The sequence below is a fragment of the Streptomyces antarcticus genome (assembly GCF_026627255.1).
In the GTDB taxonomy this organism is placed as follows: Bacteria; Actinomycetota; Actinomycetes; order Streptomycetales; family Streptomycetaceae; genus Streptomyces; species Streptomyces antarcticus.
This window is the reverse complement of record NZ_JAPNLM010000007.1, coordinates 278,040-303,085: the sequence shown is the minus strand read 5'-3', so window position 1 is coordinate 303,085 and position 25,046 is coordinate 278,040. Positions and strand designations below refer to the sequence as shown.

The 25,046-nt window shown below is 69.2% G+C and carries 24 protein-coding genes, 3 pseudogenes and 1 other annotated feature; of the genes and pseudogenes, 15 read left to right on the top strand and 12 right to left on the bottom strand.

Annotated elements, in window-relative coordinates; genetic code table 11:
* Positions 1–144: 144 nt before the first annotated feature.
* The 3 genes from OTB16_RS14150 to OTB16_RS14140 form a co-directional block, all read right to left on the bottom strand.
* Positions 145–498: a hypothetical protein gene (locus OTB16_RS14150; protein ID WP_267720485.1), complete on the bottom strand. Its 354-nt coding sequence runs from the start codon at positions 496–498 to the stop codon at positions 145–147.
* Positions 499–1,173: 675 nt separating this feature from the next.
* Entirely contained in the window at positions 1,174–2,445 is a 1,272-nt protein-coding gene (locus tag OTB16_RS14145) for a hypothetical protein (protein ID WP_267720484.1), read from the bottom strand.
* Positions 2,446–2,520: 75 nt separating this feature from the next.
* Entirely contained in the window at positions 2,521–3,723 is a 1,203-nt protein-coding gene (locus tag OTB16_RS14140) for a methyltransferase domain-containing protein (RefSeq protein ID WP_267720483.1), read from the bottom strand.
* A 386-nt stretch (positions 3,724–4,109) separates the two neighbouring features.
* Here OTB16_RS14140 and OTB16_RS14135 point away from each other — a divergent pair, with 386 nt between their 5' ends.
* The 5 genes from OTB16_RS14135 to OTB16_RS14115 all read left to right on the top strand — a co-directional run bounded on the left by OTB16_RS14135 (position 4,110) and on the right by OTB16_RS14115 (position 6,396).
* Positions 4,110–4,343, top strand: a complete 234-nt coding sequence (locus OTB16_RS14135) for a hypothetical protein (RefSeq protein WP_267720482.1) — start codon at positions 4,110–4,112, stop codon at positions 4,341–4,343.
* A gap of 91 nt (positions 4,344–4,434) precedes the next feature.
* Positions 4,435–5,163 (top strand): transglycosylase family protein, encoded by a 729-nt coding sequence (locus OTB16_RS39570; protein WP_420717693.1) that lies wholly within the window; start codon positions 4,435–4,437, stop codon positions 5,161–5,163.
* Positions 5,142–5,300: a hypothetical protein gene (locus OTB16_RS14125; protein ID WP_267720513.1), complete on the top strand. Its 159-nt coding sequence runs from the start codon at positions 5,142–5,144 to the stop codon at positions 5,298–5,300. Before OTB16_RS39570 ends, OTB16_RS14125 begins: the two co-directional genes overlap by 22 nt.
* A 170-nt stretch (positions 5,301–5,470) precedes the next feature.
* Positions 5,471–5,788 (top strand): transposase, encoded by a 318-nt coding sequence (locus tag OTB16_RS14120; protein ID WP_267720481.1) that lies wholly within the window; start codon positions 5,471–5,473, stop codon positions 5,786–5,788.
* Positions 5,749–5,877: a sequence feature (AL1L pseudoknot), on the top strand. It overlaps the preceding gene by 40 nt.
* Positions 5,785–6,396, top strand: a complete 612-nt coding sequence (locus OTB16_RS14115) for an IS3 family transposase (protein ID WP_267720480.1) — start codon at positions 5,785–5,787, stop codon at positions 6,394–6,396. It overlaps the preceding feature by 93 nt. The genes OTB16_RS14120 and OTB16_RS14115 overlap by 4 nt, the downstream gene beginning before the upstream one ends.
* A gap of 287 nt (positions 6,397–6,683) precedes the next feature.
* Here OTB16_RS14115 and OTB16_RS14110 read toward each other — a convergent pair whose 3' ends face one another.
* Entirely contained in the window at positions 6,684–7,346 is a 663-nt protein-coding gene (locus OTB16_RS14110) for a TetR/AcrR family transcriptional regulator (protein WP_267720479.1), read from the bottom strand.
* A 108-nt stretch (positions 7,347–7,454) separates the two neighbouring features.
* Here OTB16_RS14110 and OTB16_RS14105 point away from each other — a divergent pair, with 108 nt between their 5' ends.
* Positions 7,455–8,030 carry a class I SAM-dependent methyltransferase gene (locus OTB16_RS14105; protein WP_267720478.1) on the top strand — a complete coding sequence of 192 codons (576 nt, stop codon included), beginning with the start codon at positions 7,455–7,457 and terminating at the stop codon, positions 8,028–8,030.
* 699 nt (positions 8,031–8,729) lie between these two features.
* On the opposite strand, the gene OTB16_RS14100 is transcribed toward OTB16_RS14105, so the two are convergent.
* The gene (locus OTB16_RS14100; RefSeq protein WP_267720477.1) at positions 8,730–9,716 is read right to left on the bottom strand and encodes a GNAT family N-acetyltransferase; all 987 of its coding nucleotides are present in this window, start codon (positions 9,714–9,716) and stop codon (positions 8,730–8,732) included.
* Positions 9,717–9,768: 52 nt separating this feature from the next.
* Between OTB16_RS14100 and OTB16_RS14095 the strand changes: the two genes are divergently transcribed.
* A complete protein-coding gene (locus OTB16_RS14095; RefSeq protein ID WP_267720476.1) occupies positions 9,769–10,413 on the top strand; it encodes a TetR/AcrR family transcriptional regulator in 645 nt (214 codons plus the stop codon).
* Positions 10,414–10,487: 74 nt separating this feature from the next.
* Here OTB16_RS14095 and OTB16_RS14090 read toward each other — a convergent pair whose 3' ends face one another.
* Complete coding sequence (locus OTB16_RS14090; RefSeq protein WP_267720475.1) at positions 10,488–10,919, bottom strand: hypothetical protein; 432 nt, start codon at positions 10,917–10,919, stop codon at positions 10,488–10,490.
* Between the two features lie 199 nt (positions 10,920–11,118).
* Between OTB16_RS14090 and OTB16_RS14085 the strand changes: the two are divergent.
* Both OTB16_RS14085 and OTB16_RS14080 read left to right on the top strand, forming a co-directional pair.
* Positions 11,119–11,721, top strand: a pseudogene (locus OTB16_RS14085) (helicase associated domain-containing protein); the annotation flags it as partial.
* Positions 11,722–11,964: 243 nt separating this feature from the next.
* Entirely contained in the window at positions 11,965–12,264 is a 300-nt protein-coding gene (locus tag OTB16_RS14080) for a helix-turn-helix domain-containing protein (RefSeq protein ID WP_267720511.1), read from the top strand.
* Here the strand turns inward: OTB16_RS14080 and OTB16_RS14075 are convergent.
* Complete coding sequence (locus tag OTB16_RS14075) at positions 12,213–15,743, bottom strand: CHAT domain-containing protein (protein ID WP_267720474.1); 3,531 nt, start codon at positions 15,741–15,743, stop codon at positions 12,213–12,215. The two genes, OTB16_RS14080 and OTB16_RS14075, sit on opposite strands and share 52 nt — an antisense overlap.
* A 69-nt stretch (positions 15,744–15,812) precedes the next feature.
* On the opposite strand from OTB16_RS14075, the gene OTB16_RS14070 reads away from it, so the two are divergent.
* The 4 genes and pseudogenes from OTB16_RS14070 to OTB16_RS14055 all read left to right on the top strand — a co-directional run bounded on the left by OTB16_RS14070 (position 15,813) and on the right by OTB16_RS14055 (position 19,158).
* Positions 15,813–16,169 carry a hypothetical protein gene (locus OTB16_RS14070; protein WP_267720473.1) on the top strand — a complete coding sequence of 119 codons (357 nt, stop codon included), beginning with the start codon at positions 15,813–15,815 and terminating at the stop codon, positions 16,167–16,169.
* Positions 16,166–17,062, top strand: a complete 897-nt coding sequence (locus OTB16_RS14065; RefSeq protein WP_267720472.1) for a hypothetical protein — start codon at positions 16,166–16,168, stop codon at positions 17,060–17,062. Before OTB16_RS14070 ends, OTB16_RS14065 begins: the two co-directional genes overlap by 4 nt.
* Positions 17,063–17,366: 304 nt before the next feature.
* Positions 17,367–17,492 (top strand): annotated as a pseudogene (locus OTB16_RS14060) (restriction endonuclease); the annotation flags it as partial.
* 322 nt (positions 17,493–17,814) lie between these two features.
* Positions 17,815–19,158 carry an IS630 family transposase gene (locus tag OTB16_RS14055; protein WP_267720471.1) on the top strand — a complete coding sequence of 448 codons (1,344 nt, stop codon included), beginning with the start codon at positions 17,815–17,817 and terminating at the stop codon, positions 19,156–19,158.
* 301 nt (positions 19,159–19,459) lie between these two features.
* On the opposite strand, the gene OTB16_RS14050 is transcribed toward OTB16_RS14055, so the two are convergent.
* Complete coding sequence (locus OTB16_RS14050; RefSeq protein ID WP_267720470.1) at positions 19,460–19,846, bottom strand: VOC family protein; 387 nt, start codon at positions 19,844–19,846, stop codon at positions 19,460–19,462.
* A 63-nt stretch (positions 19,847–19,909) separates the two neighbouring features.
* Between OTB16_RS14050 and OTB16_RS14045 the strand changes: the two genes are divergently transcribed.
* Positions 19,910–20,875 (top strand): helix-turn-helix transcriptional regulator, encoded by a 966-nt coding sequence (locus OTB16_RS14045; protein WP_267720469.1) that lies wholly within the window; start codon positions 19,910–19,912, stop codon positions 20,873–20,875.
* 248 nt (positions 20,876–21,123) lie between these two features.
* Here OTB16_RS14045 and OTB16_RS14040 read toward each other — a convergent pair whose 3' ends face one another.
* From OTB16_RS14040 to OTB16_RS14025, 4 genes and pseudogenes are all read right to left on the bottom strand, one after another.
* Entirely contained in the window at positions 21,124–21,462 is a 339-nt protein-coding gene (locus OTB16_RS14040; RefSeq protein ID WP_267720510.1) for a Tn3 family transposase, read from the bottom strand.
* 14 nt (positions 21,463–21,476) lie between these two features.
* The gene (locus OTB16_RS14035; RefSeq protein WP_267720468.1) at positions 21,477–21,653 is read right to left on the bottom strand and encodes a hypothetical protein; all 177 of its coding nucleotides are present in this window, start codon (positions 21,651–21,653) and stop codon (positions 21,477–21,479) included.
* A 253-nt stretch (positions 21,654–21,906) separates the two neighbouring features.
* Positions 21,907–23,433: an ISL3 family transposase gene (locus OTB16_RS14030; protein ID WP_420717690.1), complete on the bottom strand. Its 1,527-nt coding sequence runs from the start codon at positions 23,431–23,433 to the stop codon at positions 21,907–21,909.
* A 96-nt stretch (positions 23,434–23,529) separates the two neighbouring features.
* A pseudogene (locus tag OTB16_RS14025) lies at positions 23,530–24,408 on the bottom strand (IS701 family transposase); the annotation flags it as partial.
* Positions 24,409–24,574: 166 nt separating this feature from the next.
* Here OTB16_RS14025 and OTB16_RS14020 point away from each other — a divergent pair.
* Entirely contained in the window at positions 24,575–24,979 is a 405-nt protein-coding gene (locus OTB16_RS14020) for a type II toxin-antitoxin system PemK/MazF family toxin (protein WP_267720467.1), read from the top strand.
* Positions 24,980–25,046 lie beyond the last annotated feature (67 nt).

The window sequence follows — 25,046 nt, the reverse complement described above, 5'->3', positions numbered from 1 at the left end:
TGCGTATCACCTTCGGGGAACAGAACCAGAGGCTGCTGGACCTGGTGCCGCAACCAACATGCTCCTGGCGGGTAACGGACTGAGCAGCGTGCCCGCCGCAGGAGGGGAATGGCGGGCACACCCAGGCTGTGATGACCTTGTCGCTCAGGGGCGCTGGTCGGTGTGTCCGCACACCCAGGCCAGTGCGTCGCGCACCCCGTGAATGTAGTCGCGAGGGACGGTGCGCTGGGTGGAATCCTTCATCTGCACCGTCGCAGCGTCCACCTCCGCGGTCAGATCCTTCAGAGCGGGTGCCTCGTCCACCGATTGGGCAGTGATCGGCGCAGGCCCGCCACGCCCCAGCGCCCACAGGTACCCGGTCAGGGCTCCCCGAGAGAACTGCGTCTGTTGATCCGGTCCGGCCGCCTCGGCCTCCAGCCGCCGAAACACCTCTTCGACTTCGGCGAAGGGTCGCACGCCGGCCCGTGCTTCCGCGGTACTAGTCGAATGCGTCGTCATACTGGTAAGTATTGCCGCGCACTTCGCCCCTACACGCCAGGTACTCAGCCTCACCCGCCCAGCGGTAGCCGCCCCGGCGCACATCCCGGCGCGTAGCCGTACCAGCACTGCGGCGGCACGGGGCCCCTGGGCACCCCGGGGGACCGAAGCGCAGCAGGCCACGCCCGCTTCGCCCTCGCTCGCTCGCTCTCAGTGACGCATTCGGCCGTCGGCAGCCGTGCCTGTTCCACCGGGGTTGCCAGGGCGACGATCCCATGTGAGCCGAACTGACCGCCAAGCCGCGCTACCGCCTCGGCCGCCACCACCACCGCAGCTCTCGTCCTCGCCGCCTACGGCGGCGACGGCAACAACAGCGGCTCCGCCCGCAACGGGCACCACACCCCCTCTCCGTCTCGCGCAGGAGGGCGACATCTGTGATCATCCCGCCACGCTAACGCCACCCCAACACCCGCTCCCTCCCTCACCCACCCCCGCTCATCCCGCCCTCCCCAGCTCCCCATCCGCCCCTCAACTCCCCCGACCCGCCATCCACCCACCCCCTCCCTACCTATAAGTCAGACCTCAAGGCGCCTGAAAAAGGGGGTCTGAACAGGCAAAATGCAAGCCGTAAGCGGCATGCACCTACCCCCACCTGTGCCCGGACCTGTACCCCCCTCCCCGGGGCCGGATGCGGCGTCACCGCCGGTGTCCCGCCGCCCTGGCGGGCGCGGTGACTCGCCGGTGGGCGGGGACGCCGGCTCGGCCGGGGCCGGCTGTCCGGGGGCCGCGGCTGCGGTTGTGGTGGAGCGGGAACGGGCCGCCGCCGGGGAAACCCTCACGCGGGACGCGGGCGCGGACGGCGCGGAGGGCGGCGTCGTCAGGGAGTACAGGGGCGCGTCCACGAGACGGCCCACCACCGTGAACGACGGGCCCTCCTTCCAGGAGGTGTCGGTCCCGAGGCGGGCCAGGTGTCCGGCGAGGAGTGCGGGGCCGCCCTGGTCGCGGACCTGGTCCATCCGGTGGGCCAGCAGGGGCCCCTTGGCGGGAGCCGATCAGGAGGCCCACCTCCTGGTCGGGGAGGACGTCCTTGACGAGTCCGACGATCGTGGCGTGCCCGAGGCGGTTGACGCCGAGCTGCTCCAGCGCCTTCGCCCGGTCGCAGAGGTCCAGGTCGCGCGGCACGCTCAACCCCTCAGTGAGCGGGCCCCAGGAGCGCTTCGCATCCGTACTGGCGGGCGGCGCCCACGGATCAGCGGCTTCCCGCACCGGCGCCGCCGCAGCAGCGACGGGAGCGACGCCCGCGGCGGGGACGGCAGTAGGCGCGGCGCCCGGAACGGGGGCGGGTGCGGGGACACGGGCGTCAGCGGGGGCAGGGGCGGAGGGCGCGGCCGGGGCGGGGGCGGGAGCTGTGGTCGCGGCCGCGGTGATGACGGCGGCGACGGCCTGGTCGACGCCGGCCCCGGCGGCGTGCGCGTCCAGGAGGATCCGGGCGACGTCGACGCCCTTGGCGTCGAGGCCGGCCATGGCGGCCGCGATGTCGGGCCACGCCGGGGAGGCGAGGATCGCGTCGCGGACCAGGCCCTCGGGCATCGTCGTACGAAGGAGGTCGGCCCACCGGTCCGTGCCCTCCGCCTTCGTCCGCGCCGCGTTCGCCACCACGGCCTGGTGGACTCCGGCGGTCATGCGGCCCATCTGCGGCAGAAACGTCCCGAGGTCGACACCGGCCTGCTGGAGGCCGACGAGCTGGCGGGACATCACCGGCCAGACCGCCCCCGCCATCAGCTCGGCCAGGACGTCGTCGCCGAGGACGCCGCGCAGCTGGTCGGCCGACCAGCCCGGCGCCATCTTCTCCGCGTCCTCGCCGAGCTCTTCCTCCGCACCGGTCAGGCGCTTTGGGGTGGCGCGGCGGATCCCGTCGGTGATGGTCATCACCAGCCGGTAGGCCATCGCGGCGGCGCGCGCGGGCAACCTCCCCGCCTCAGGGGGTGAACGGGGTGACGCGGTTCGGTTCCGGCACACGCCTTCCGTCGGAGCTCCGCCAGGTCAGCGGGTAGCCACCGCGGTGGCGGGCGAGTCCACCCAGACCATTGCGCTACGCCCTGCGACGCTCAGGCCATAGCGGTCGATGCCAGGCCGGCCCAGCTGCTCCCAACGGCGGTACGCCGCGGCGATCTCGTCCCAGAGGCGCTGGCGGGTGCCCGCCTGGGCGACCGTGAAGGCGGCTGAGGTCCGTCCGTCGTAGTCGACGGTCGCCCAGGAGCCCGTGGTGGTGTCGGCGACCTCCAAGCGGGTGTGGGTGTGTTCGCCGCTGGTGTCCCAGGCGAAGGACGCGCCGGGTACGACGAGGCCGATGTGGAACTCGGCGTCGAGGTCACCGCCGGCGACCGCCCACGGCGACAGCGTCGTGGACGAGCCCTCCGCTGCGCCCTCCCCGCTCGCGGACGAGGCCGGCACGGACGCCGGGCCGACCCCGGCAGTGCGCGGGCGGGTCATCTGCATGAACGAGGCGAAGGCGTGAAACCGGCCCTCGGCACGGCCCTGCTCGCCGGCCGTCAGCGACAGGGTGCCGTACCGGCACCACTGCGAAGTCCACGGCGTCACGATCCGCCCGCCGGGCCGGGCCTGGGTGAGCCAGGCGGGCGGGACGTGGTCGACGGAGAACGTGGCGAGGACCACGTCGTACGGTCCGCCCGGCGGCCAGCCGTCGGCGGCGTCTCCGACCACCACCCTCGGCGCGTACCCGGCCGCCTTCAGGCTCTCCCCCGCCCTGGCGGCAAGCAACGGATCGAGGTCGACGGTGGTCACCTGCCGGTCGCCGAGCAGCGCGCACAGCAGACCCGCGTTGAAGCCGGTACCGGCGCCCAGTTCCAGCACGCGCGGGCTGGCGATCTCCCGGCCCGGGGGACGTTCGCCGAGCCCGGCCAGGAGCAGCATGCGGGCGACCATCGAGGGCATCGAGGCCGAGGAGGACGGCAGGCCGTCGGTGAACTGCGTGACGAGCGACTCGTCCGAGTAGGCCGCGGTCATCCAGCGGGCTGGTTCGGCGGCGCGGTCGACGAGCTCGTATCCGCCGGTCCCGTCCCGCAGCCAGATCCGGGCGGGCAGGAACCGGTGCCGGTGCACCCGGCGGAATGCCTGCTCCAGGCGGGCAGGCAGCGGCCGGCCGAGCTGCTCGGCAACCACGGCGAGCAGCCCGCCGACAAGCCCGTCAACGGCGGGGGCATTGCGGTGCGGGGTGGCGGCCACGGCTCTACTTCTGCTTGCCGGGCTCGGTCGGTGGCGGTGGGGGTGGGGGTGGGGGTGGCGGCGGGACCGGCCGGTTCGGCTGGTGCCCGTCGTCACCGACCGGCGACCGGTGCTTGCCCTCCACGATCCCTGCCACAGCAGCCTCCCCGTACATACCGAACCTCAACGGTAGAACGGGAAGGCTGGATACGGCAGGGCGTATACCGGGCGCGTTGCCGGCGCCGTGGCCGCATTTCCCCTACTCGCCTGCCGGGCAGGGCTTCACGGCACGGTGCCGGCCACTGCGTCGCCCCATGCCTGCGACGAGAGGCCGGACAAGCGCACTCGATGGGGTGGTAGCCACCGCGTGCGCGGAACCAGTCGACGGACACAGCTGTTCCCCCGTCATGAGCGACGAGAGCCTGATCACGATCGAGATCCGGGGCCATGAGAAGGCCGGGCTCGAAGCGGCCCACCGGATCTCGACCCTGTTCCTGTCCAGCGGACCGTGCCGACTGGGGCGTACCCCCGGCGAGGGCGAAGTACAGGTCCTCGTCCACGCGGACATCAGCCGGGGCGCTTGCGAGGGCGGGTACCTCGCTCCTGACGAGGCGGAGGGAGCAGGTTCGTTTCTGCGGTGAGTCCGGCCGTCCGCGCGGGTGAATTGTCCGCCGAGGGCCTGTTGGAGCGGGTGTCGGGCCCGTTAGACCCGCCTGTGTGATCAAGAACCTGATGCTGCGTGGTCTGCCCGCGTTCGCCCTCTGCGCCCTTCCGCTCTTCGCGGCTCCAGCCGCGCACTCCGCTCCCGCCGCCACGGTGGCACCGGCGGCCGCTGGTGCGGCCGGCCCGGCCGGGGTGCGGGCTCCGCTGCCGCTGTTCGAGGCGATCGACCGGCTCCCGTGGCCGTTGAGCACCGTGAGGGATACAAGCGGGACCTGTACTTCACCCGGACAGATAGCCATACGGGTGACGTCACTCATTCGCACGTCGAGAAAGGCTGGAGACCGTGGGAGGCGTGCTGTGCTGCCTACACGACTCAAAGGCTCGAGGCGGGCTGGTGTCACCGGGTGGCGGGACCGGTCCGACCGACGACGAGGAGGACTGATGACTCATCAGGGCAATAGGCGCGCACGAATCTCCAGCAGGGCACCCTGGTACGCGGTGCTCCTCTGCCAGGCAGTTCTGATCAGCTTTCCGAGTGCTCAAGCCACTGCCAGCCCCTCGGGACCACACGCCAACTGGGATGCCATCGCCAGATGTGAGTCCGGCGGAAACTGGCGTGCCAATACGGGCAACGGTCACTACGGCGGGCTCCAATTCACGCAGTCCAGCTGGAGGGCTGCCGGCGGTCAGCGGTACGCGAATCGAGCCGACCAGGCGACGAAGTCCGAACAGATCGCCACAGCCAAGCGGCTTGCCGAGATCCAGGGAATGGGCGCATGGACCTGCGCCAGGCGCTAAAGGAGGTCGTCACATGGTTCAACGACGAGAGCCGCAGTTTCGTGCGCTGCTCGCGAATCGGCATGAATGCCGAGTACGGGAAGAACGACCCGGACGCGGCACCGTGGGCGTCGATGGTCAGCCGCAGCAGGCTGTAGCAGAGCCACGGCGACTCCCACGGCGTCAGAACACCCCGCCCGGCTTTGTCTGGGCGATGGCCGGTGGGACCGTTCGGACCGAACAGGTCGCCAGGATCCGGTCGTAGGGCCCTCCGTCTGAATCGCCCCGGGTTTGATGGAGACATCGAAGACCCGGAAGGATGCCGATCATGGCTGCTCCCCGTAAGTACCCCGACGAACTGCGTGAACGCGCGACGCGTCTGGCCGTCGAGGCCCGCAAGGACCCGGTCGGCCGGGCTGGGGCGATCAAGCGCATCGCCGACCAGCTGGACGTGCACCCCGAGGCTCTGCGGGGGTGGGTCAAGCGGGCCGAGACCGACGAGGGACTCGTGCCCGGGACCACCAGCGCCGAAGCCGCCCGGATCGCGGAGCTGGAGCGAGAGGTGAAGGAACTGCGGCGGGCGAACGCGAGATTGAAGTCCGCCTCGGCTTTCTTCGCGGCGGAGCTGGACCGTCCACTGCGATGAAGGTCGCCTACATTGACCAGTACAAGAACCTGTTCGGCGTCCAGCCGATCTGCGACGTCCTCGCCGAGACGGACGCGCCGATTGCGCCGAGCACCTACTACGCCGCCCACACCCGTCCGCCGTCGGCCCGCAGCCGGCGCGACGAGCGCCTCACCGACGAGATACGCCCCATCCACACCGACAACTACGGCGTCTACGGCGCCCGCAAGGTCCATGCCGCCCTGGTGCGCGAGGACTTCACGGTGGCCCGCTGCACGGTCGAACGCCTCATGCGGCAGGCCGGACTACGCGGGGTGATCCGGGCGAAGAGCCCGCGCACCACACGCCCCGCCCCCGAGACCGACCGGCCCGCCGACCTGGTCGAGCGCCAGTTCACCGCCACCGCCCCGAACCAGCTGTGGGTCGCCGACATCACCTACATCAAGACGTTCTCGGGCTGGGTCTACGCCGCCTTCGTCATCGACGTGGTCAACCTCGCGATGACCGACCTCCTGGCGCAACCCGCAAGAGACGATCAAACAGCCCATTCCGGGATGAAACATCGGACGAAAACGACCTCTTCAGAGGTCGATTACTCCCAGTGTTTTATCCCGGAATGGGCTGTTTAGCGTGTGGCGTCGGGTCGCGCCAGGAGATGGTGTTTTCGTTGGTGAGGGTGATGTCACGTTGTCGGATACGCCCAGCCGTGGGCGAACCTGCGCGCCTTCCACCACCACACCTCCGGCGGACCGCTCTCCCGGCTGTGACGTCCCATGGACCCCACGCCTCCTTCAGACCACCTGGACGGGCCAGGCGCCCCGGGCACCGGTTCTTCGGACCCGACCCGCGCCGAGCCCGAAACGTTCGACCTCCCGGAAGGAACGGGAGCGAACCGCCAAGGCATAGTCCCGGTGGCCTACTCGTGGTCTGTGCAGAGGTGGGCACTCAGGGCCACACATGCCCACTCTTCCCAGGCGTCGGGGGACCAGCCCCGGTCGCGGACAAAGATCAGGTATAGCTCCGGACTGAGCAGCCCGTACAGCAGGTCGGCGGCGCGGGCGGTATCGACGTCGGGGCGGGCGTCGGGCTTGGAGGTCAATGCCTTCGCTGCGGCGTGCTGGACGGTATAGCGCGGGTCAGGGCCGACGGGCCACTGCGCGGCGATCTCCGGGTCCGTGGCCGCCGCAGCCGCGATCAGCGGCATGATCGGGGCGACCCGGCCGAGGATGTCGCGTACGCCCCGCACGTGGATGCGCAGTTGCCCGGCCGCAGTGGGTTCGGCGCACGCCGCGCGGAACCAGTCTCGGTCCATCGTGGCGACCGGCTCGGCATCGCCCGCGATCGACGTATCGACGACGTCCTTGAACAGCGCGCGCTTGTTGCGGAACACGAAGTACACGGTCTGGACTGCCACGCCCGCGCGATCCGCAACCTCCTGAAGGCTTGTCGCACCGTACCCCTGCGCGACGAACAGCTCCCGCGCCGCCGCAACGATCTTCTCGCGGGTACGCCGCGAGCGCTCAACCCTCTTGTCGGGGCGCTTGACGTTCTGTCCGTCGGATCCCTTGACCACATCCATGCCGAGAGTCTATCTCTAGAGTCAGACATTAGAGCTGGACTCTAATTTCTTGGAGGGGTAGCGATGAGTGAGACTCGGACTGCTGCAGAACTCGACCAAGAGGCTTCTGTGCGCGGCGTGTTGGAGGACTTCTACCGAGACGGTAAGCCGCCGTGGGACAGCGGTGTCACGCCGCCCGAGCTCGTGGCCCTGATAGAGGGGCCCGGCGCGTTGATGGCGGGCCGGGTGCTCGAACTCGGCTGTGGCACCGGGACCAACGCGGTGTACCTGGCCCAGCACGGCTGGCAGGTGACCGCCGTCGACCTGGTCGACCGCGCGGTCCGGCAGGCGAGGGAGAAGGCCACCGCGGCCGGAGCGGACGTCCTGGTGCTGTGCGCGGACGCCACCCGACTCGACGAGGTGGGCGTGCCCGGGCCGTACGACCTGTTCTTCGACCTGAGCTGCTACTGCGGGATTCCACCGCACCGCCGCGACGCCTACACCGCCGGCGTCACCAAGCGTGCCGCCCCCGGTGCACGATTGCTGATGTTCGGCTACGGGCCCGGGGCGTTTGACGACTCGTGGTCCGGCGTCACTGCGGACGAACTCAACACCAGGTTCGCTGGGTGGCAGCTGGCCGACGTGACGCCGGGCACGAACCCGGTCCCGACTTTCTGGTTCACACTGCGCCGCGCCGCCGCATGAGTTGGGGCTGGCCTCGCCGCCGTATGAGCTGGGGCTGCAAAAGAAGCAGTGTGACTCCGATCATGGCGGATTGCACCTGTGACCAGCGGGAACATAGCAACACCGTCCGAGGCGGGGGCCGCGTCGGCGGGCATAGCTGACCGGTTCCTAAACGAGATCGTGGCCATGTCGTCTGGTGTCAGGCTGCGGCGATGCGGGTGAGGGCGGCTTGGAGCCAGCGGATCGCGGCTTTGCTGCCGTGTACTGCTGGAGGACCGGCGGGACGGCGCCGAGGGTGGGGCCGTCTTCGGCGGGCATGGCGCGCCAGTGCAGGATTGGCGTGAGGACGGTGACAGCTGCCCCGAGGAACCAGGCCAGGCATCCGTGGACGTGGGCGATGGCAACAGCAGCGAATGCTTCCCCGCAAGTGTTCCAACCGGTCAACTCCTGGGAGGGCCTGCCGGGACTGTCGGGGGGGGCCACCGACACCGTGCAGATCGGCGGCGGCCTTTGCCGCGACGGTACGGTCAGCGGGTGTCACGGCCCACGCCTGATCCCGAATCAGCCGTCCGGCCTCCTCCACCAGTCCTTCGATATCCGACCACCATGTGTCCGCGGCCGTCACGCACGCAGTCGGTGAGCGCGCTCACCGACTGGCGGGCTGCCGGTGCGCTCACGGGCGCCGCTGGCCGGGGAGCGCACTCGCACTTGATCGTGTAGTCATGCCGTAGTGGTTGCCGCCACGTCGTCCCAGGCCAGCGAGGCGATACGCCATCCTGCCGGAGTTCGAAGGAACTGGGTGGTCTTGTGGCCGGAGCCCTGGAACGACTCACCATGGTGGATGCCGGACTTGCGGTATCGGCTGAACCGGTGCGCTACCGATCCGAGAATCTCGGTACTTTCGGATACCTCCCATTCGGAGAACTCCGTCAGCGTCCCGTCCGTGAGCATCTTCTGCCGGGGCTCGATGAAGGCGTCGAGGTCGTAGATCACGGGCTTGCCCCCGACGTTCGAGATGATCCTGCCCTGGGGGATGAAGACGTCGCGGATGACGTCGAGATCAGGGCGGTTGCCGCCGGTGTTGGTAAACGCGCCGGCGAACACTGCCATCAGCCGATCGAGCTCGGCCTTGACACCGGCCTCGGGCGCTTCGGACGCCTCACCGGGGCAGGGCCATTCCTCGGAAAGGACCGACCAGACTTCGCTGTCGTGCCGCACACCGCGGTGGGCAGAGCGCCGCCGCAGCACTCCTTCACGGGTCATACCCAACCGCTGTGCGACATCGACGCTGCATGAGTTGCCCGCCGCGACCCACCATTCGACGCGGCTCATCCCGCGTGTACGGAAGGCCCAGTCGATCAACGCCCGGCAAGCACGGGTGACCAGACCCCGTCCCTCCGCCGCCCGTTCCAGCCAGCAGCCGAGCTCGCAGACCCCGGAAGCGCTGTCGAAGCGGGTGAACATCACCCCGCCGACCAGTGTGCTGTCGAGCCAGATCCCGTAGATCCGGCCGGTGTCCAGGGCCGTACGGTCGGCATAGCGCTGGAGGGTGGCCGTAGCCGAGTCACCGTCGGTGCTCAACGACGCCCAGGGTATCCACGGATCCACGGTGCCCCGTGCGCGGTCCATATGAGCGAGGAACTCATCGGCCTGCCAGGGCTCGAGCGAGCGGAGTTGGGCCCGGTCGCCGAGCGGCATGGTGAACATGGAAGCCTCACTCTCGGGTGCGTAACAAGCGTTCGGTACGTAAGCTAGCAGCATGCCACCCGCACCCGGAGATCGAGAAGCCCGCCGCCAGGACGTTTCCGAGGCGGTCTGGCGCGTCATGGCCGACAAGGGGTTCGGTGGCCTGACCCTGCGTGCGGTCGCCGCCACCATGGACGTGTCGACCGGGATGCTCATGCACTACTTCCCGACGAAACGAGCCCTGATCCAACATGCCTTGGACCTGCTGGAGCACCGCACCGCACAGAGGCCCCGCCGCGCACGTCCTGGACCCGGCCTCGCCACCGTACGCGCCGCCCTCCTGGACATTCTGCCGCTGACCTCGGACGACACTGCCCGAAACCGCATCTGGGTCAGTTCCTGGGACCTCTCCCTCGCCGACGATGAACTGGCCAGGCAACAGGCTGACCGATACACCCGCCTCCGCTCGGCCATCAGCCCCCACTTCGAGGTCGCGCGCGACCTCGGCCAGCTGCCCGCAGACGCCGATCCGGAACAACTGTCGGCAGCTGCCGTCGCCTTCACACACGGCCTCGTCGTGCAAGCCCTCTTCGACCCCGGCCGATTCCCTGAAGACGCACAGATCACCATGCTCGACGACTTCCTCACTGCTACCGCAGGGCCACGGGGCAACAGCGACGGCAGCCGACCCGCGCCGGATACCTCCGAACGGACCTGACGTGGGGCGGTCAGTTGCCGAATGTGTCTGTCCGGTTGGTGATCACCGAGCCTCCGCCCACTTGAATTCGCTGGTCAGAGATTTAGTGTGACCAGGTTTCGGGGCACTCGCGCTGGTCGTGGGCTCTCTGCGCCGCCACCCCGCTCCCATCGGCTGGCGGCGGCGTCTGGCGTTGGCCGAGCGCGACCGCACCTGTCGCGGGTCAGGAGGGGCAGGGTCGTGGTGGCCACGGTGAGCCGGTAGTTCACGCTCCCCACCCTGCGGGCCCGCTCGTGGAAGACGGCCTCCCTCGTGGTCGGCACCGCGCGGCGTGGGGCCGGGGCGAAGACGAACAGCACCGGCGGGAACCGCCGCTCCAGGAACGGGCCGGCGTAGGTCTCCTGCCAGTGGCTGCGTGGTGCGCGGGCGGCGTTGCCGCGGCCGGATGCCGAGGCGTTGCGGTAGGCGTCGTAGCGCTCCAGCTTGGCGACCAGGCGGGCGTAGGACATCGTGCGGTCGATCTCCACGAACGCGCTGGAGCCGCTCGCCAGGAGTGCGATCTCTCGGATTCGTATCAGTGCGCCACCTGCACGAATATCGCCTTGTGGCAGTGGAATCGTCGCGATCTCTCACACCCATGACAGTGCGCTCTACTCAGGAAACCGGCGCTGACCTGCGCCAACGCACAAGCCCTCGCTGTCTCTCACTTCACTGTCACAAGACCGAGAGATCGCACAGAACATCGGCCGGGCGCTCCGGCTCAACAAGGACGGCTCCACCAAGGTGGCGCGGATCATCGTGCCGGTGTTCCTGGAGCCGAACGAGGACCCGACCGACATGGTCGCCTCCGCGAGCTTCAAGCCTCCCGTGGCCGTGCTCCAGGGCCTGCGCTCGCATGATGAGCGCCTGGTCGAGCAGCTCGCCTCCCGTGCGCTCACCAGCGGGAAGCGCAAGGTGCACGTCCGGCACGACGAAGAGGGGCGGATCGTCGGGGCCGGTGGCGAAGGCGACGGCGGGGACCAGGAGCACGATGTCACGCAGGCCGCTGCCGGAGCGGCCCTGCTGCACTTCTCCAGCCCGTGCGACGCCGCCACGATCGCGGCGTTCCTGCGCACCCGGGTGTACCGGCCGGAGTCGCTGGTGTGGCTGGAGGGCTACCAGGCCCTGCTGCGGTGGCGCAGGGAGAACGAGATCACCGGTCTCTACGCTGTTCCGTATGACGTCGAGGTCGAGGTCGGCGTCACCAAGGACTTCCCGCTCGGGCGATGGGTGCATCAGCAGCGGAAGGCGCTGCGGGCCGGGGAGCTGGAGGACCGGCGCAAGACGCTGTCCCGACTGTCTCAGTTTGGGGACACGGCACTTCTGTCTCACGATCTTGTCCCTTGGGGCCGCCGCCGCTGTCCATTGACTCATCCGCGCTTGCCGGGGGTTGGCAGGCCACCCGACACCGTTCGCGCACTGCGCCCGCGACGGGCCGACCGTTTGGCCATCAGCAGTTGACGGGCCAGTGCGCTCCATTGCGCGGCCTCGTCCTGGTGTCCCGAAGTTCTCCGTATCTGGCCGACGGTGAGCATGGCGGGGCACCGCGACCGCATCGCCACGCTCACCCCACGCGAGCGGGAGACTCCGCATCTCCTGGTGGAGGGTCTGAGCAACAAGCTGATCACACGTCGGCTCCAGATCTCGGAGCACGGTGCCAAACGGCTCGTGGCCAACGTCCTCGCCAAGATGAACTGCCCCGACCGCACCCAGGCAGCGAGAGACCGGCTCCGCGTCGGTCACCCAGACTGGCCCGAACGGGGGTGGCACCCTCCAGCAGCTCAGTCGCCGACGTGCACGTGCGCGGCCCACCGCGTCGGCACGGCCGGGTAGGCGTCCCTCATGCGACGTGAGGTCTCGGTGAGCGCGGTGGCCGCCTGGGCGGTGTCGGCGGGCCGGGTGCCGTACGCGGTGAGCGCCTCGTACACCGCCACGGCGGTCTCGGTGCTGTCCGCGGTGTGCCACAGCGTGCCGATGACTCCGCGGAAGCCGGCGAGGTGGAACGCCGATGCCAGGTTCAGCGGCTCGTCCACCAGCGCCGGGTCGGGACTGGCTGTGTCGCACGCGGACAGGAACGCGAGCTGCGCTTGCGTGGTGCGCAAGTCGCCCACGAACGACGGAACGAACATCCCGTTGTTGAGCATCAGCCCGCCGAGGTCGGGGTGCCCGGCGGAGCTGACCGCACGGCCGTGGCAGGCGAAGTGGGCGATCACATGATCGTGCAGGCCGTCCTTGATGGCGTCCGCGGAGGCGGCGGAGTCCATGAGCACAGTAGAGCCGGGCAGAAGCGCGGCCACCGCCTCGGCCTCGTCGCGGGCGCTCGGCAGCGTGGGCACGCCTTCACGCTCGCCGACGCCGACGACGAGCGCGGTGGGCCGGGAGTGCTGCGGCGAGGGCGTGGTGACGGTGTCGGCGAGCGCGGTGAGCGACGGCGTGTACGAAGCGACAACGCGGTCGAAGACGGTCAGCCCTGCGCGGTCGCGGTGCCTGCCTGCCGCGTGCAGCGGCAGCCCTGCCATGACGCCGACCGGACACCACCACAGCCGCGAGTCCGCGACCCGGTCCAGTACCGGGCCGGCCGTGGTGTCCCACAGCCACTCCAGCACGGCGTGCAGGTCCAGCTGTGCCTGCTCGCGCCGGTCGAACGAGCACCCAGGGGCCTTCACGTCAGCGAGCGCCGCCCGCAGCTTTTTGAGCTGGGCGCGGGCTGTGCTTGCGGTCATCTGCCGCAACGGCACGGCCTCGACGGGCCGCAAGTAGTCGCCGGGAACGACGAGCGCGGTGCCCGCCGCGCTGACGATCACCGCGGTGTGCCCGGTCAGGCGCTCGCGCAGCATCTCAAGGTCGGCCGGCATCAGTAGGTTCTCAAGCCCCCGCACCGCCCGCGCGGTCTGGATCAGCCCGTCCCGGCGCGCCGCGAGCCGCCTGATCCGTTCCACGGCCTGCGGCCGCGGATCCCAGTCCCTGGTGGAGGTCCGGCCGGCGTACTCCACCTCGATGTGGAACGTCAGGTCGGAGTAGGAGTCGGCGTCGGCGAGATCCTTCTCCACCCGGCTGAGCTCCTCGGCGAGTTCCGGCCGGATCTTGTGCAGCTTCGCCCAGCCGCGGCGGATTCCCCACGCGTCGCCGAACAGCACGGCCCGGGACTGTTCGAGCAGCTCCAGCGCCCGGTCCAGCTCGCCTGACTGCGCCCCGGCGTCCACCACACGGTCGGCGAGCCCGTCCAACTGCCGCACGGCCCGCAGCCGCTGACTTCGCGGCAGCGCCCGGCTGATCGTCGCCGGTATGGCCGCGATCACGCGTTCCAGCGCGTTCAGTATCGTCGCCGGGTCCGCCTCGGCGAGTATGTCGGCCTGCCCCCGCTCGCACAGCATCCGGTGCTGCGCGGTGGCGGCCGGGTGCGTGCCGACCGCCCGGTAGTGGGCGATCGCCTGTTGGCGCAACTCGTCGGCGCGCGGTCCGCCGAACGTCGCGAGCGCTCGGGCCGAGCGCGCGAGTGCGAACGCTCGCAACGGCCACCAGTGGTGGTCATGCGGCGTCTCGCGAACGGCCTTCTCGGCCAGGGTGAGCGAGTCGTCCAGTGCGTCCAGGTCGCCGCACTGGTGGTACCGGTGGTAGAGCAGATCGGCGATCGTGCTTTCGATGCGCGGGTTGTCGGGGTGGTCGGGAGCCAGCAGTGCGAGCGCGGCGCGGTAGGCGCGTTCGGCCTCGCGAAACGGCTCGGCGTCCGTGACGTCGGTCGCGACCGCCTGCGTCTGCACGGCGGCGGCGTAGTTGTAGAGCATTCCGATACGGCGTACGTCGTCCGTGGGAATGGTGGCCACTGCCTGTGCGCCCGCCTCGACGGCCCGGGCAAACAGAGCGTGGTCCCCGGCCTCTGCCACCTGCAGCGCGGCGGTGGACAATCCCGACCAGCGCAACGGGAGGTCCTCGTCGCCGGGCGGGGTCAGCGCGAGGGCCTCCTCCGCGACGGTGACGGCCTCCTGGCCGGCCGCCGGGTTGGCGCCGAGTTCGAACTGCCTGACCAGCGTGGATGCCAGGGTGGAGAGCCGCACTGCTCGCTGGCCTTCGTCGCGGGCGGGCATCTCCAGCAGCGCGCGGGCCGCGGCGACCGCGACCGTCGCGTCATCGGGGGAGCCGGTCTGGACGGAGAGGGTCTCCGCCGCGTGGGCGAGCGCCTTCAACAGCTCGGCTCTGCGCGAGTCGTCTGGTGAGGTGGTGAGCATCGCTTCGAAGACCGTGTCGCAGGCGAGCCCGATCGCCGCGGTGTCACCGCCGAGCTCCCAGAGGTCGGTGTGCCGGCTGTAGAGGTCCAGCAGCGCGTCCAGCCTGCCCTCGTGGTCGAGCGGCAGCCCGATGGCGAGCAACCACGCCTGGTCTCGCCGTTCCACCAGTACGCCAGGCCCGATGTCCTGCCGCCGCAAAGCTTCGACCTTGTCCTGCTGCGCCAGCAGAGCGTGGGGATCGCGGTGGCAGGTCCGCAGGAAGCGCGCCATGTCCGGCCCGATGCGGCTGCTGACCTCATGTTCGAGCTGGGCGAGCGGGGACAGGGTCACCGTGTTGCCGAAATCCCGCTCCAGCGCGTCGGCGAGGTCGCGGCAGGTGACGAACGCGCCTGCCAGATAGATCGGCGCGGCGCCGTTCGCGTAGAGGTCCGACTCGTACTGCGCGAGCTCGACCACGATGTCGCGCCACACCGGGCGTTCGCGCAGTGCCAGCTGGGCGGCGGCCCGGTAGTCGGCGAGCACCTGACCTCGCCGCCTGCCCGCGGACACCCGAGCGCGGGCGCGATCGACCAGCCGGCGGGCGCGTTGCGGGTCGGCCAGGGGCGTGCGGGCCAGCACCCAGTCCAGCGCGTTGAGGACCTTCTCGGCGTAGTCGTTCGTGCCGTGGTACTCGTCGAGCATGAGCAGCAAGGCGCACTGGTCGGCGGTGAGCGCGGCCTTCATCCGCTCGTCGTCCACAGCGTCCAGCAACGCGGTGTAGGCATTCACGAAGTCGACGAGCGACTCGGGGTCCTGGCATTCGAGGAAATCCGCCCGTGCCTCCATCAGCTCCCGGTACTGCTCCGCGGCGGTGACGGCGGCGACCACGGGATCGGCGTCCCCGCCCACGACGGACGCCCAGAACTCCTGGTCGATCAAGCCGTCGAACCCGCTCTGCGCGCGGTAGCGGAGCCAGTACGCCTGCGCGAGGTGCGGCAACAGGTGCCGCGGGCACCGTGACGGCGGAGGGAGAGTGGCGGCGAGCAGTGCGCCGACGTCAGCGGAAGACTCGAAGTTCTCGACCACCAACCGGACATCGTCGTACATGCGGCCCCCCGATCCGTTCCCTCCACGGTAGCGTTAGCAGGATCGTCGCGAAGGGGGTTCGGAGTAGGCATGGCACCAACGACCGGTCCGCGTGTCGGGACTCTTTGCGAGCAGGCGGGAGAGGCGCTGGCGGAACGCGCCGCGCGGTACGGCGTGGCAGACGTGCTGGCCAGGGTCGTCGAGGCGGCTTCTCGGGGCGCGGTGCCCGAAGCCGACCTCGACCTGCTCGACAGCGCCTTCGCCGAGCACGGCATAGACAACCTGACTCGGGCGTACCGCGACTTCGCCCGGTGGCCGGGACCACGGAACGTGGTCGTCACGGCATGGAAGTGCCCGACCGGCGCGTGCCCGCGCAATGCGACCGACAAGCAGCCGTCGTGCCATCTCACCGGGCAGCCGTTCCGCGAGATCAGGGTCGAGCTGTGAACGTCTTCCTCACGGAGCTCGGCAAGAATCTGGCAGGTCGCTGGGCAGCCCTACTCGCGCTGCCCGCCGCGGTGTTCGTGGCCGTCGTGGTGGCGGCGGTCGTACTCGGACCCTCGCACGCACTCGACATCGCGCTGCTGCGGACGCGCGTGATGGCGGTGTCCACGGGGCCGGCTCTGGTGTGGACCGCGGCGGGGTTCCTCGCCGCGACCGCTGCGGTGGGGCTCGCGGTGACGGCGTTGGGCGATGTCGTGATCAGCTCCTGGGGAGCGACGGGTACGGGCCTCGGCAGGCCGTTCACCGCGCTGCGCCACCGCCGCTGGCACCGGGCAGAGGCGAAGGCGGACACCGCGATCAGGGCGGTGCTGGCCGACCCGGACAACCGCCAGGCCAAGGCCAGGGCGCGTCGCGCTGTGCTGCGCCGCGACGCGATCTCCGAGACCGAGCCGAACTGCCCGACGTGGGCGGGCGACCGACTACGTACCGTCGCCGACCGCGTCCGCCGCGGCACTGGCCTCGACCTGACCACCACGTGGCCGCGGCTGTGGCTGGTGCTGCCCGACGCGGCACGGGTGGAGGTGACAACGATCCAGGAGCGGTCTGCCTCAGCCGCCCGAACGCCGGTGTGGAGTTTGGCCTACCTGGTCGTCGGCGCGTACTGGTGGCCCGCGCTCGTGCCAGGACTTTGGCTGTTGTTGGTATCGCCACGGCGGATCCGCCGCTCGGTCGATGTGTACGCGGACCTCGTGGAGTCCTCGGTCGACATGCACAGCCGTGACGTCGCCCATCAACTCGGGTTCGAGCTGACGGGTCGGCTGACCCCGGAGATCGGAGCGCAGATGACCGAGGCATTCCAGAAACACCAACCATCAGCCGATCCGGCCCACCACTGATCCGACGCACTCTCACCTCTTCGTCCCGGAACCGGTGTTCATCTGGTAGGGCAGGGACGCCTGAACCTTCATCCACAGCTTAGGCACCCAGGTTTTCACCGCAGGCGATGAGCAGGGAGGCCGGGGCCATCGGAACCGGGGAGCACACCTTCAACGACGTCGAAATCGACTCGGTGGGCGCCGACCTGCAGCCAGAGGCGAGCGGTTGCGTGAGCGGATTTCTCGGTCTTGTGCTGACGGGGCCTCAGAGCATGTCCAAGAGGGCCGGTTCTTTCACGGAACGCGCGTCGGGGGGCCGCGGCTCGGCCGGCTTTCGGACGGGAGGAAGATCGTGGTGCAGTGCAAGCGGTACGCCAAGCACCGCACCGTCGGCAGCCCGGACCTCCAGAAATTCAACGGGACCGTCCGCGACGAACACGGCGCAGACGTCGCCGCCGCCCGCGACCAGTTGGTCCTGGCCGCCGGTATCACCACCGACACCATGACCGACCTGGTCGGAGCCATCGGACGTCACGTGCTGGCCCACCTCCTGCCCGCCCGGCGGATCCGCACCAAAGACCGCATCGTCAAACGAGCGATCTCCAAATACAACGCACGCGGACCCGCCATCGACCGGACCACCTACAAGGCCACCATCAACATCAACATGCTCACGAGCAGCCCTTGACATCCCGACCCCCGCCCACACTGAACGGCGTTGATTCTAGTGTTCTGCGCCTGAAATGAGGCAGCTAATTAGCTAGAGTGTTTGCATGACGCGTTCTGGTCCCCGTGCTGTTGAAGTCGTGTTGTCCGAGGAGGAGCGCGCTGAGCTGGAGCGTTGGGTGGCCGGGGCGGTGTCGCGTCGGTTCGCCGAGCGTGCGCGAATCGTGCTTGCGTGTGTTGATGGTGCGTCAAATGTTGAGGTTGCCAGGGTATGTGGTGTGACGGTGACGACGGCCCGTAAGTGGCGTGGTCGTTTCGCCGACCTGCGGATGGCGGGGCTGGCGGATGAGTCGAGGCCGGGCCGGCGGATGGCGGAGCTGGTGCTCACCGAGTCGGAGCGCGCCGAGTTGACGAGGTGGGCGCGGCGCGCGAAGACCGCCCAGTTCCTGGCGTTGCGGGCGAAGATCGTGCTGCGGTGCGCGGAGGGTGCGACGAACCTGCAGGTCGCGGAGGATCTGGGGATCGGCCAGGACACGGTGAGCCGCTGGCGGGCGAGGTTCATCGAGGACCGCCTGGACGGTCTGGCGGACGAACAGCGCGTGGGCCGCCCGCCCTCGATCCTGTTGGACCGGGTCGAGGACATCGTGGTGGCAACGCTGGAGTCGATACCGGGCAGGGATACGCACTGGTCGCGCGCCTCGATGGCTCAGCGCACCGGTCTGTCGAAGTCCACGATCGGGCGGATCTGGAAGAAATTCGACCTCAAGCCGCACCTGCAGGACGACTCGTTCAAGCTCTCCACCAACCCGCAGTTCGTTGACAAGGTCGTCGACGTGGTCGGGCTCTACCACAACCCGCCCGAGCGCGCTGTAGTGCTCTGCGTCGACGAGAAGTCCCAGATACAGGCCCTGGACCGGTCCCAGGCCGTGCTGCCGATGATGCCGGGAATGCCCGAGCGCCACACCCACGACTACCTGCGCCACGGCATCACGAGCCTGTTCGCCGCGTTCAACATCGCCGACGGCACAGTCATCAGCGCCCTGCACCGCCGCCACCGCGCCATCGAGTTCCGGAAGTTCCTGATCACCATAGACAAGGCCGTCCCGGCCGAACTGGACGTGCACCTCGTCTGCGACAACTACGCCACCCACAAGACCGAAGAAGTCCAGAAGTGGCTCGCCCGCCACCCCCGCTTCCACGTCCACTTCACGCCTACCGGCTCCTCCTGGATGAACCAGGTCGAGCGCTGGTTCGGCCTCCTGACGGACAAGCTCATCCGCCGGGGTGTGCACACCTCAGTCCAAACCCTGGAACGTGACATCCGGGCGTGGATCGAGACCTGGAACGAGAACCCGAGACCGTTCACCTGGGCCAAGACCGCCGACGAGATCCTCAACTCCCTCGCCGACTACCTCGAAAAGATCACCCCACCGAACACCAAAAAGAGGTAGAAACTTAGCTGCCCTATTTCAGGCGCAGAACACTAGAGCTGCCGCAGTAAATGCGTACACCTCGTCCCGGCAGCCGGAACGGCCAGCCGCAGGTCGCGATGATCACGGTAGGGGCTCCGTCGCGGTAAATCCGGCATTTACTGCGGCGGCAAGCTGCGTCGGAGCCACGGACCGCTGACCAGAGGTTCCTACTCGCTATGCCTGTTCCGGTCGCACTCCCGCCGCCCTCCTACTGAGGACAACGACGAGTTCGCCATCTTGCGTGGGCGCGCGGCCGTGGTCGTCGGCCGACCGCTGACGCTCAGTCCTGCGTGGAGATGCAGAAGGGGTGGCCTGCGGGGTCCAGCAGGACCCTCCTCTGATCGGGGTGCGGTTGGACAGGGGGTTCCATGGCGCCCAGTGCCAGCATCCGTGCGTGGGCGGCGTCCAGATCGTCGACGCCCAGTTCCATGTGAGCCTGCTTGCCCTGGGACGGGTCCGGCCAGGTCGGACGCCGGTAGTCGGCCACCCGGATGAAGCCCAGTCCAGGTGAACCCTCCCGACCGAGCAGGATGAAGTCGTCGCTGGAGTAGACGACGGGCAAGCCGAGCGCGTCGCCGTAGAAGCGGGCCAGCTCGGCGGGGTCTGGGCAATCGAAGTCGACGGACAGCAAGCGGATTGCGGGTCCGGATGTGGGTTCGGTACTCATGGGGAGGACGCTATGACGGAACCAGGACAGTTCCGGTCCTGGTCATGGGGAACACTTCGGGATGTGATCAGTACCTCCGCCCGCCTGCTGCGATTGGTCTCGCTGCTGTCCACTCGACCGACGTGGACCTGCCGCGAGCTGGCCGAGCGAATGGCGGTCACCGACCGCACGGTCCGGCGGGACATCGCCCGGCTGAGGGAACTCGGCTACGGCATCGAGTCCGACCCCGGACCCTGGGGCGGCTACCGCCTCGGCGGTGGCACCCGAGTGCCACCGCTGATCCTCGACGACGAGGAGGCGCTTGCCGTGGCCATCGCGCTGCGAGAGGCCGCGCTCAGCGGCGTCCTGGGCAGCGACCAGGCCGCGCTGTCGGCGCTGTTGCAACTACGGCAGGTCCTACCGCCCCGGATCGCGGACCGGCTGGGGGAGATGGACGCGACCTTCGTACACACTCCCAGGCCCGAGGGACGTCAGATCTCGCCCGGCGTGCTGCTGGAACTGGCCGCCGCCTGCCGTCGTGGCGAGCGCACCCGTCTTTCGTACCGCGACCATGCGGGGAAGGCCACTGTTCGGGACATCGACCCCTACCGCCTGGTACACACAGGCCGCCGCTGGTACTTCGTCGCCCGGGACGTGGCCCGGGACCAGTGGCGGACATTCCGGGCCGACCGGGTGGTACAGGTCCAGCCGACCGGACATACCGTCGAACTCGTCGACCCGCCCGACCCGGCGCTCCTCGTCTCTCGATCCATCGCGGGCGTCGTGTACCCGCTCTATGTCACAGTCCGGCTAGCGCACCCCATGGACCAGGCGCTACGGCTGGTCCCGCCCACGATCGGCACCCATCACCCGGACGGCCCCGATGCCACCATCGTCGAAATCGGCGGCAACGACGCCGACCAGCTCGCCACATACCTCCTCAGCCTGGGCACCACGCTACGGATCCTGTCACCGGACCACGTACGGGAGGCGCTGCTGCGCCGTACCCGAGACCTGTTCGAGGACAACGGGGGCGGTCAGCCCCGGTAGCGGGCGTTGCGCCGGGTACGAGACCTCAGCCGCAACTGGTGTCAGAGGGTCGCTCAGCTCCTTCGGACGGATGTGATCAGCGGGTGCCTTCAGGACCGGCCCGGACGGCGGGTCCGCGATGGCCAACCTACAGAAGTCCTGGGTAGCAGATGCAGCGCTGAGGATCTGCGCCGGTGCGCTCACCGGCACTTCGGCCGGCGCGCAGGCTCAAGCGCCGGTCGCAATCGTCGTACGCAGCTCGCGGTCGGTCAAGCGGCCTGGTCGAGTCCGGCAGCGGTCAGGTCCTGCTCGCGCAGCGGGGTGAAGTCGACGTCGAGTTTCGGGTCGTACGCGTCGGGCTGGATGCCGAGCTCGTGCGTGGAGTACTCGCCGAACCGGTTGATGTGCTCGGTCAGGTACGGCGAGATGTGCGCCAGGTCTTCCGGGTCGATCTCCCATCCCTCCTCCAGCAGCTGCCGCACGATCTCCGCGATGTCCAGGGCGTTGTGGAAGATCACCGCGTTCGTGAGCAGCGCGTTGAACTTCATCGCCTTTTCCTGCTCAATGGGGTCGTTGTCGGCGATGACGCCACGGTTGCCGAAGCCGATCCACTGAGAGGGCGTTAAGTCCGTTTCTGGTAGCGGCCTCGTCCAGGTTGGGTGAGGAAGCCTTGGCGGGTGAGGCGTCCGAGGCGGCTGCGGGTGATGTTGACGGATGCCTCGTCGGTGGGCATGTCGAGGAGTTCGTGCAGCTTGCGGGCCCTGAACACCTGGTCGGAGTGCTGGTTGAAGGCGTTCACGATGGCCTGGTAGGTGGTGCCCGACTCGGGCGGATCGGGGTTGGTCCCGTCCGGTGCGAGTTCGGCGATGATCTTGCGGGTGGTGGCCAGGTCCGCAAGACGCGCTTCGGTCTCTGCGAGGGCGGCACTGAAATGCGCGATCTGATTACGGAGCTCGTCCGCCCGGGCCCTGGCCTCATTCTCCCGGGGGACTGTAAAATGTTCGGCTCTTACAAGATTTTCGTGACCGATGATCGAGGCCGGTGATCGTGGGTCAGTTGAGCAGGATGCGTTGGCGGAGGAGGGGGAATCCTGCGCGACCGTAGGTCTGCCGCTTGAGTAGTTTGATCTTGTTGTTGACGCCTTCGGTGCGTCCGTTGTGGTGCGGCAGGGTGAGGGCGGCGTCGACGGCGACCCGGTCGCGGTCGACGCCATTGGTGTAGGAGTGGAGGAAGGGCAGCTCGGCGTCCCGGGCCTGGGTGATCCACTTCGTGAGCTTGCCCGGATTGCCCTCGGCCGGGGCGAGGAGCCCGGCGAACTCGCCGATCAGACTGGTCAGGGTGGTCATTTCGGGGCAGGTCCCGGCCAGTTGGTCGCGCAGGACGATCTGATCCTCGCGCAGGTGGGCGGGGTCGGTGAGCAGGAGGCGAGTGACCCGGCGTGCGGAGAGGGTGGCGTGGTCGGCTTCGACGCGTCCCTGGGTGATGTAGCGGGTCAGGAGGTTGGTAGCGCCGGTGTAGCCCATCTCCTTGATCTCCCGCAGGAGGCGGGCGACGGGGACACCCGGCTCCTCGGCCCGGCGTTGACGCAGGTGATCGCGGTAGGGGTCGACCAGTGTGGGCCGGTACTGCGGCGCCCTGACCAGGCGTTCTGGCTCAGCGTGGCGGGCGTAGCGCTTGACGGTGTTCAGGGCGAGGTTCAGGCGGCGGGCACATTCCAGGAGGCCGACGCCGGCGTCCAGGAGTTCATGGACCTGCTTCCATCGCTCCAGCGTGGTGGCCGCTCGCTTGCCCTCACGCAGGGGCGGGCCGGCCTTGGCCCAGCAGCCGCTGTGTGCGCCGACCTCCTTGTGGGCCGCCTCAGCCAGGCCGTGCCACAGGTGCCAGCGGTCGGCGACCTGCACGATCCCGGGGTCCGCCTCGGTGATCGCCTGGGCGAAGCTCCCGGAACCGTCCCGGCACACGATCTCGATCCCGGGGTGTTCTTGCAGCCAGGCGAGGACGGTCTCCTTCTGCCGGTCGGGGAGCACCTCGATCCGCTCACCGCTCTCGGCATCGATCAGAATGCTGGCGTAGCGGTGGCCACGGCGCAGGGCGAATTCGTCGATACCCACCACCCGCGGAACAGGCCGGTCCGGCACGCTGATGCGCATCAGGCAGTTCAGCACGCTCGCCCAGGTCAGCGTGGAGTGCAGGACACCGAGCAGGCGGGCCCCGGCCGAGCCAGCCAGCGCCACGGCCACCGCGTCGACCACCCGCTGCAGGGCCGGGGTACGGCGCTGATAGCGCACGGTGAGCCCTTCCACCTGCTCGACGAACGTCGCCTTCACACAGCCGGGATTCTCGCAATACAGACGACGTACCGACAGATCGATCCGCAACGGCCGCCCCCCGACCGCCTCATCGGCCACGTGCCGCACGTAGCGGGAGTGCTCCCAGTCCGAGAGATCCCCGCAACCGGGACACTTCGCCGGCCCGTCATGGGTACGCGCGACGATAGAGACCACTCCATCCGCCGTCACCGACTCGACGGCCACAGAAGCAAGTTGAGGAAGCAACAGGGTCAAGAATTCGTCAGACACTCCCCAGCGTCCTACCGCACGACCCCACTGTCACGAGATATCGATCACCGGTCACGAAAATCTTGTAAGAGCCGAACGTTTTACAGTCCCGCACCACGTGGTCAGCGGCACCGGTGTGGGCGAGTAGCAGCGGTAGTAGGCGAGTTCGCCGGTGCTGCGGTTGCGGCGGATCAGCAGTTGGCGACTGCCGGGCCTTGGGTCGGCGAGGTCGATGACGGCCCAGTCGTAGAAGCGGTGGCCCTTGGCTCCGGCCCCGGCGGAGAGCTTCTGCCAGGCCCGCCTGGGCACCTTCTTGGCCAGCGTGTCTGCACGGAACTTCCCCGCGCCGGTGGTGACTTCGTGCGAGCAGGCCACAGCGAGGACGTAGCCGATACCGCGTTTCTCCAGCGCGTCTCGCAGCTTGGGGTTGCCGCCGTAGACCTCGTCGCCCACGATCCATGCGGCCTGATGGCCGGCGTCCAGGAACCGGGCGACCATGCGGGCGGCCAGCTCCGGTTTGGTAGCGAAGGGGGTCTCCCCGCCCAGCCCAGCGGCGCGGCAGCAGTCGGGGGCGGAGGTCCAGGAGCGCGGGACGTACAGTTCCCGATCCACTGCCGCGTGCCCGCGTCGGCCGGCGTAGACCAGGTAGACGGCGACCTGGGCGTTCTCGATCCTGCCCGCGGTGCCGGTGTATTGGCGCTGGACGCCGACCGTGCCGGTGCCCTTCTTCACGTCCCCGGTCTCGTCGACCACCAGCACCGCCTGGTCGTCGTGCAGGTGCTCCACCACGTAGTCGCGCAGGTCGTCGCGTACCTGGTCGGCTTCCCACTTGGCCCGGCCGAGCAGGTGCTGCATGCCGTCCGGGGTGGCCTCCCCGGCCCACTCGGCGATGGTCCAGCAGTTCTTGCGCGGCAGGTCCGACAGCAGCCCGAACACCAACTGCTTCGCCCGACGCCGGGGTTCGACCCGCGCGAACCGGCCCGCTATCCGGCTCATCAGGCCCTCGAACGCCTCCTGCCAGCGGGCAGGGTCTACGCTGTGCCCTGCGGCCACCGCATGATCTTCAGTCTTCACACACCGATGATCAACGGTGGCCGCACCCGTCTCCACAGCGCGTCAGGGTCGCGCAGCGTCCGCCTGCCGTCCCCTGTCAGGAGGACATGTGCAACGTGGCGAAGTCTGGTGGGTCGAGTTCGACGAGCGGCGGCTGGTCGTACTGCTGTCGGGAGACGACGCGTCCGGGATCCGGGTGATGCAGGTCGTCGCTCCGGCGGGCGTCGACATCAGCGCTCTGGGCGTCGAAGTGGTAGTAGGCGCCATGGAAGGACTGCCCTTTGAAGGCGTGCTGCGGTTCGCGTTCCCGCGTCCAGGCTTTACCCCTTGCACGTGGCTGACCACCGTGTCCCGGGACGACCTGATCGAGCGGGCGGGCGCCCTGTCCTCAGCGAAGCTCAGCGAGATTGAGGATGCCCTCCGTCTCGGTGAACAGGCGAAGGAGCGGACCCCGGCGACGACCGCGAAGCTCAGCGAGATAAGGGACGCCCTCCGGCTCGGTGGACTCGGTTAGGCCGAGAAGGAACGGACGCCCCCGATGGCGTGGTCGATCTCGTCCAGATGATCGACGCTGGCCACCT

Bases quoted from the DNA above. Each gene is read 5' to 3' on its own strand.
- OTB16_RS14150 (WP_267720485.1), bottom strand. From the start codon at position 498: ATGACGACGCATTCGACTAGTACCGCGGAAGCACGGGCCGGCGTGCGA.
- OTB16_RS14135 (WP_267720482.1), top strand. From the start codon at position 4,110: ATGAGCGACGAGAGCCTGATCACGATCGAGATCCGGGGCCATGAGAAG.
- OTB16_RS39570 (WP_420717693.1), top strand. From the start codon at position 4,435: ATGCTGCGTGGTCTGCCCGCGTTCGCCCTCTGCGCCCTTCCGCTCTTC.
- OTB16_RS14125 (WP_267720513.1), top strand. From the start codon at position 5,142: ATGGACCTGCGCCAGGCGCTAAAGGAGGTCGTCACATGGTTCAACGAC.
- OTB16_RS14120 (WP_267720481.1), top strand. From the start codon at position 5,471: ATGGCTGCTCCCCGTAAGTACCCCGACGAACTGCGTGAACGCGCGACG.
- OTB16_RS14115 (WP_267720480.1), top strand. From the start codon at position 5,785: ATGAAGGTCGCCTACATTGACCAGTACAAGAACCTGTTCGGCGTCCAG.
- OTB16_RS14110 (WP_267720479.1), bottom strand. From the start codon at position 7,346: ATGGATGTGGTCAAGGGATCCGACGGACAGAACGTCAAGCGCCCCGAC.
- OTB16_RS14100 (WP_267720477.1), bottom strand. From the start codon at position 9,716: ATGTTCACCATGCCGCTCGGCGACCGGGCCCAACTCCGCTCGCTCGAG.
- OTB16_RS14095 (WP_267720476.1), top strand. From the start codon at position 9,769: ATGCCACCCGCACCCGGAGATCGAGAAGCCCGCCGCCAGGACGTTTCC.
- OTB16_RS14080 (WP_267720511.1), top strand. From the start codon at position 11,965: ATGGCGGGGCACCGCGACCGCATCGCCACGCTCACCCCACGCGAGCGG.
- OTB16_RS14075 (WP_267720474.1), bottom strand. From the start codon at position 15,743: ATGTACGACGATGTCCGGTTGGTGGTCGAGAACTTCGAGTCTTCCGCT.
- OTB16_RS14070 (WP_267720473.1), top strand. From the start codon at position 15,813: ATGGCACCAACGACCGGTCCGCGTGTCGGGACTCTTTGCGAGCAGGCG.
- OTB16_RS14055 (WP_267720471.1), top strand. From the start codon at position 17,815: ATGACGCGTTCTGGTCCCCGTGCTGTTGAAGTCGTGTTGTCCGAGGAG.
- OTB16_RS14050 (WP_267720470.1), bottom strand. From the start codon at position 19,846: ATGAGTACCGAACCCACATCCGGACCCGCAATCCGCTTGCTGTCCGTC.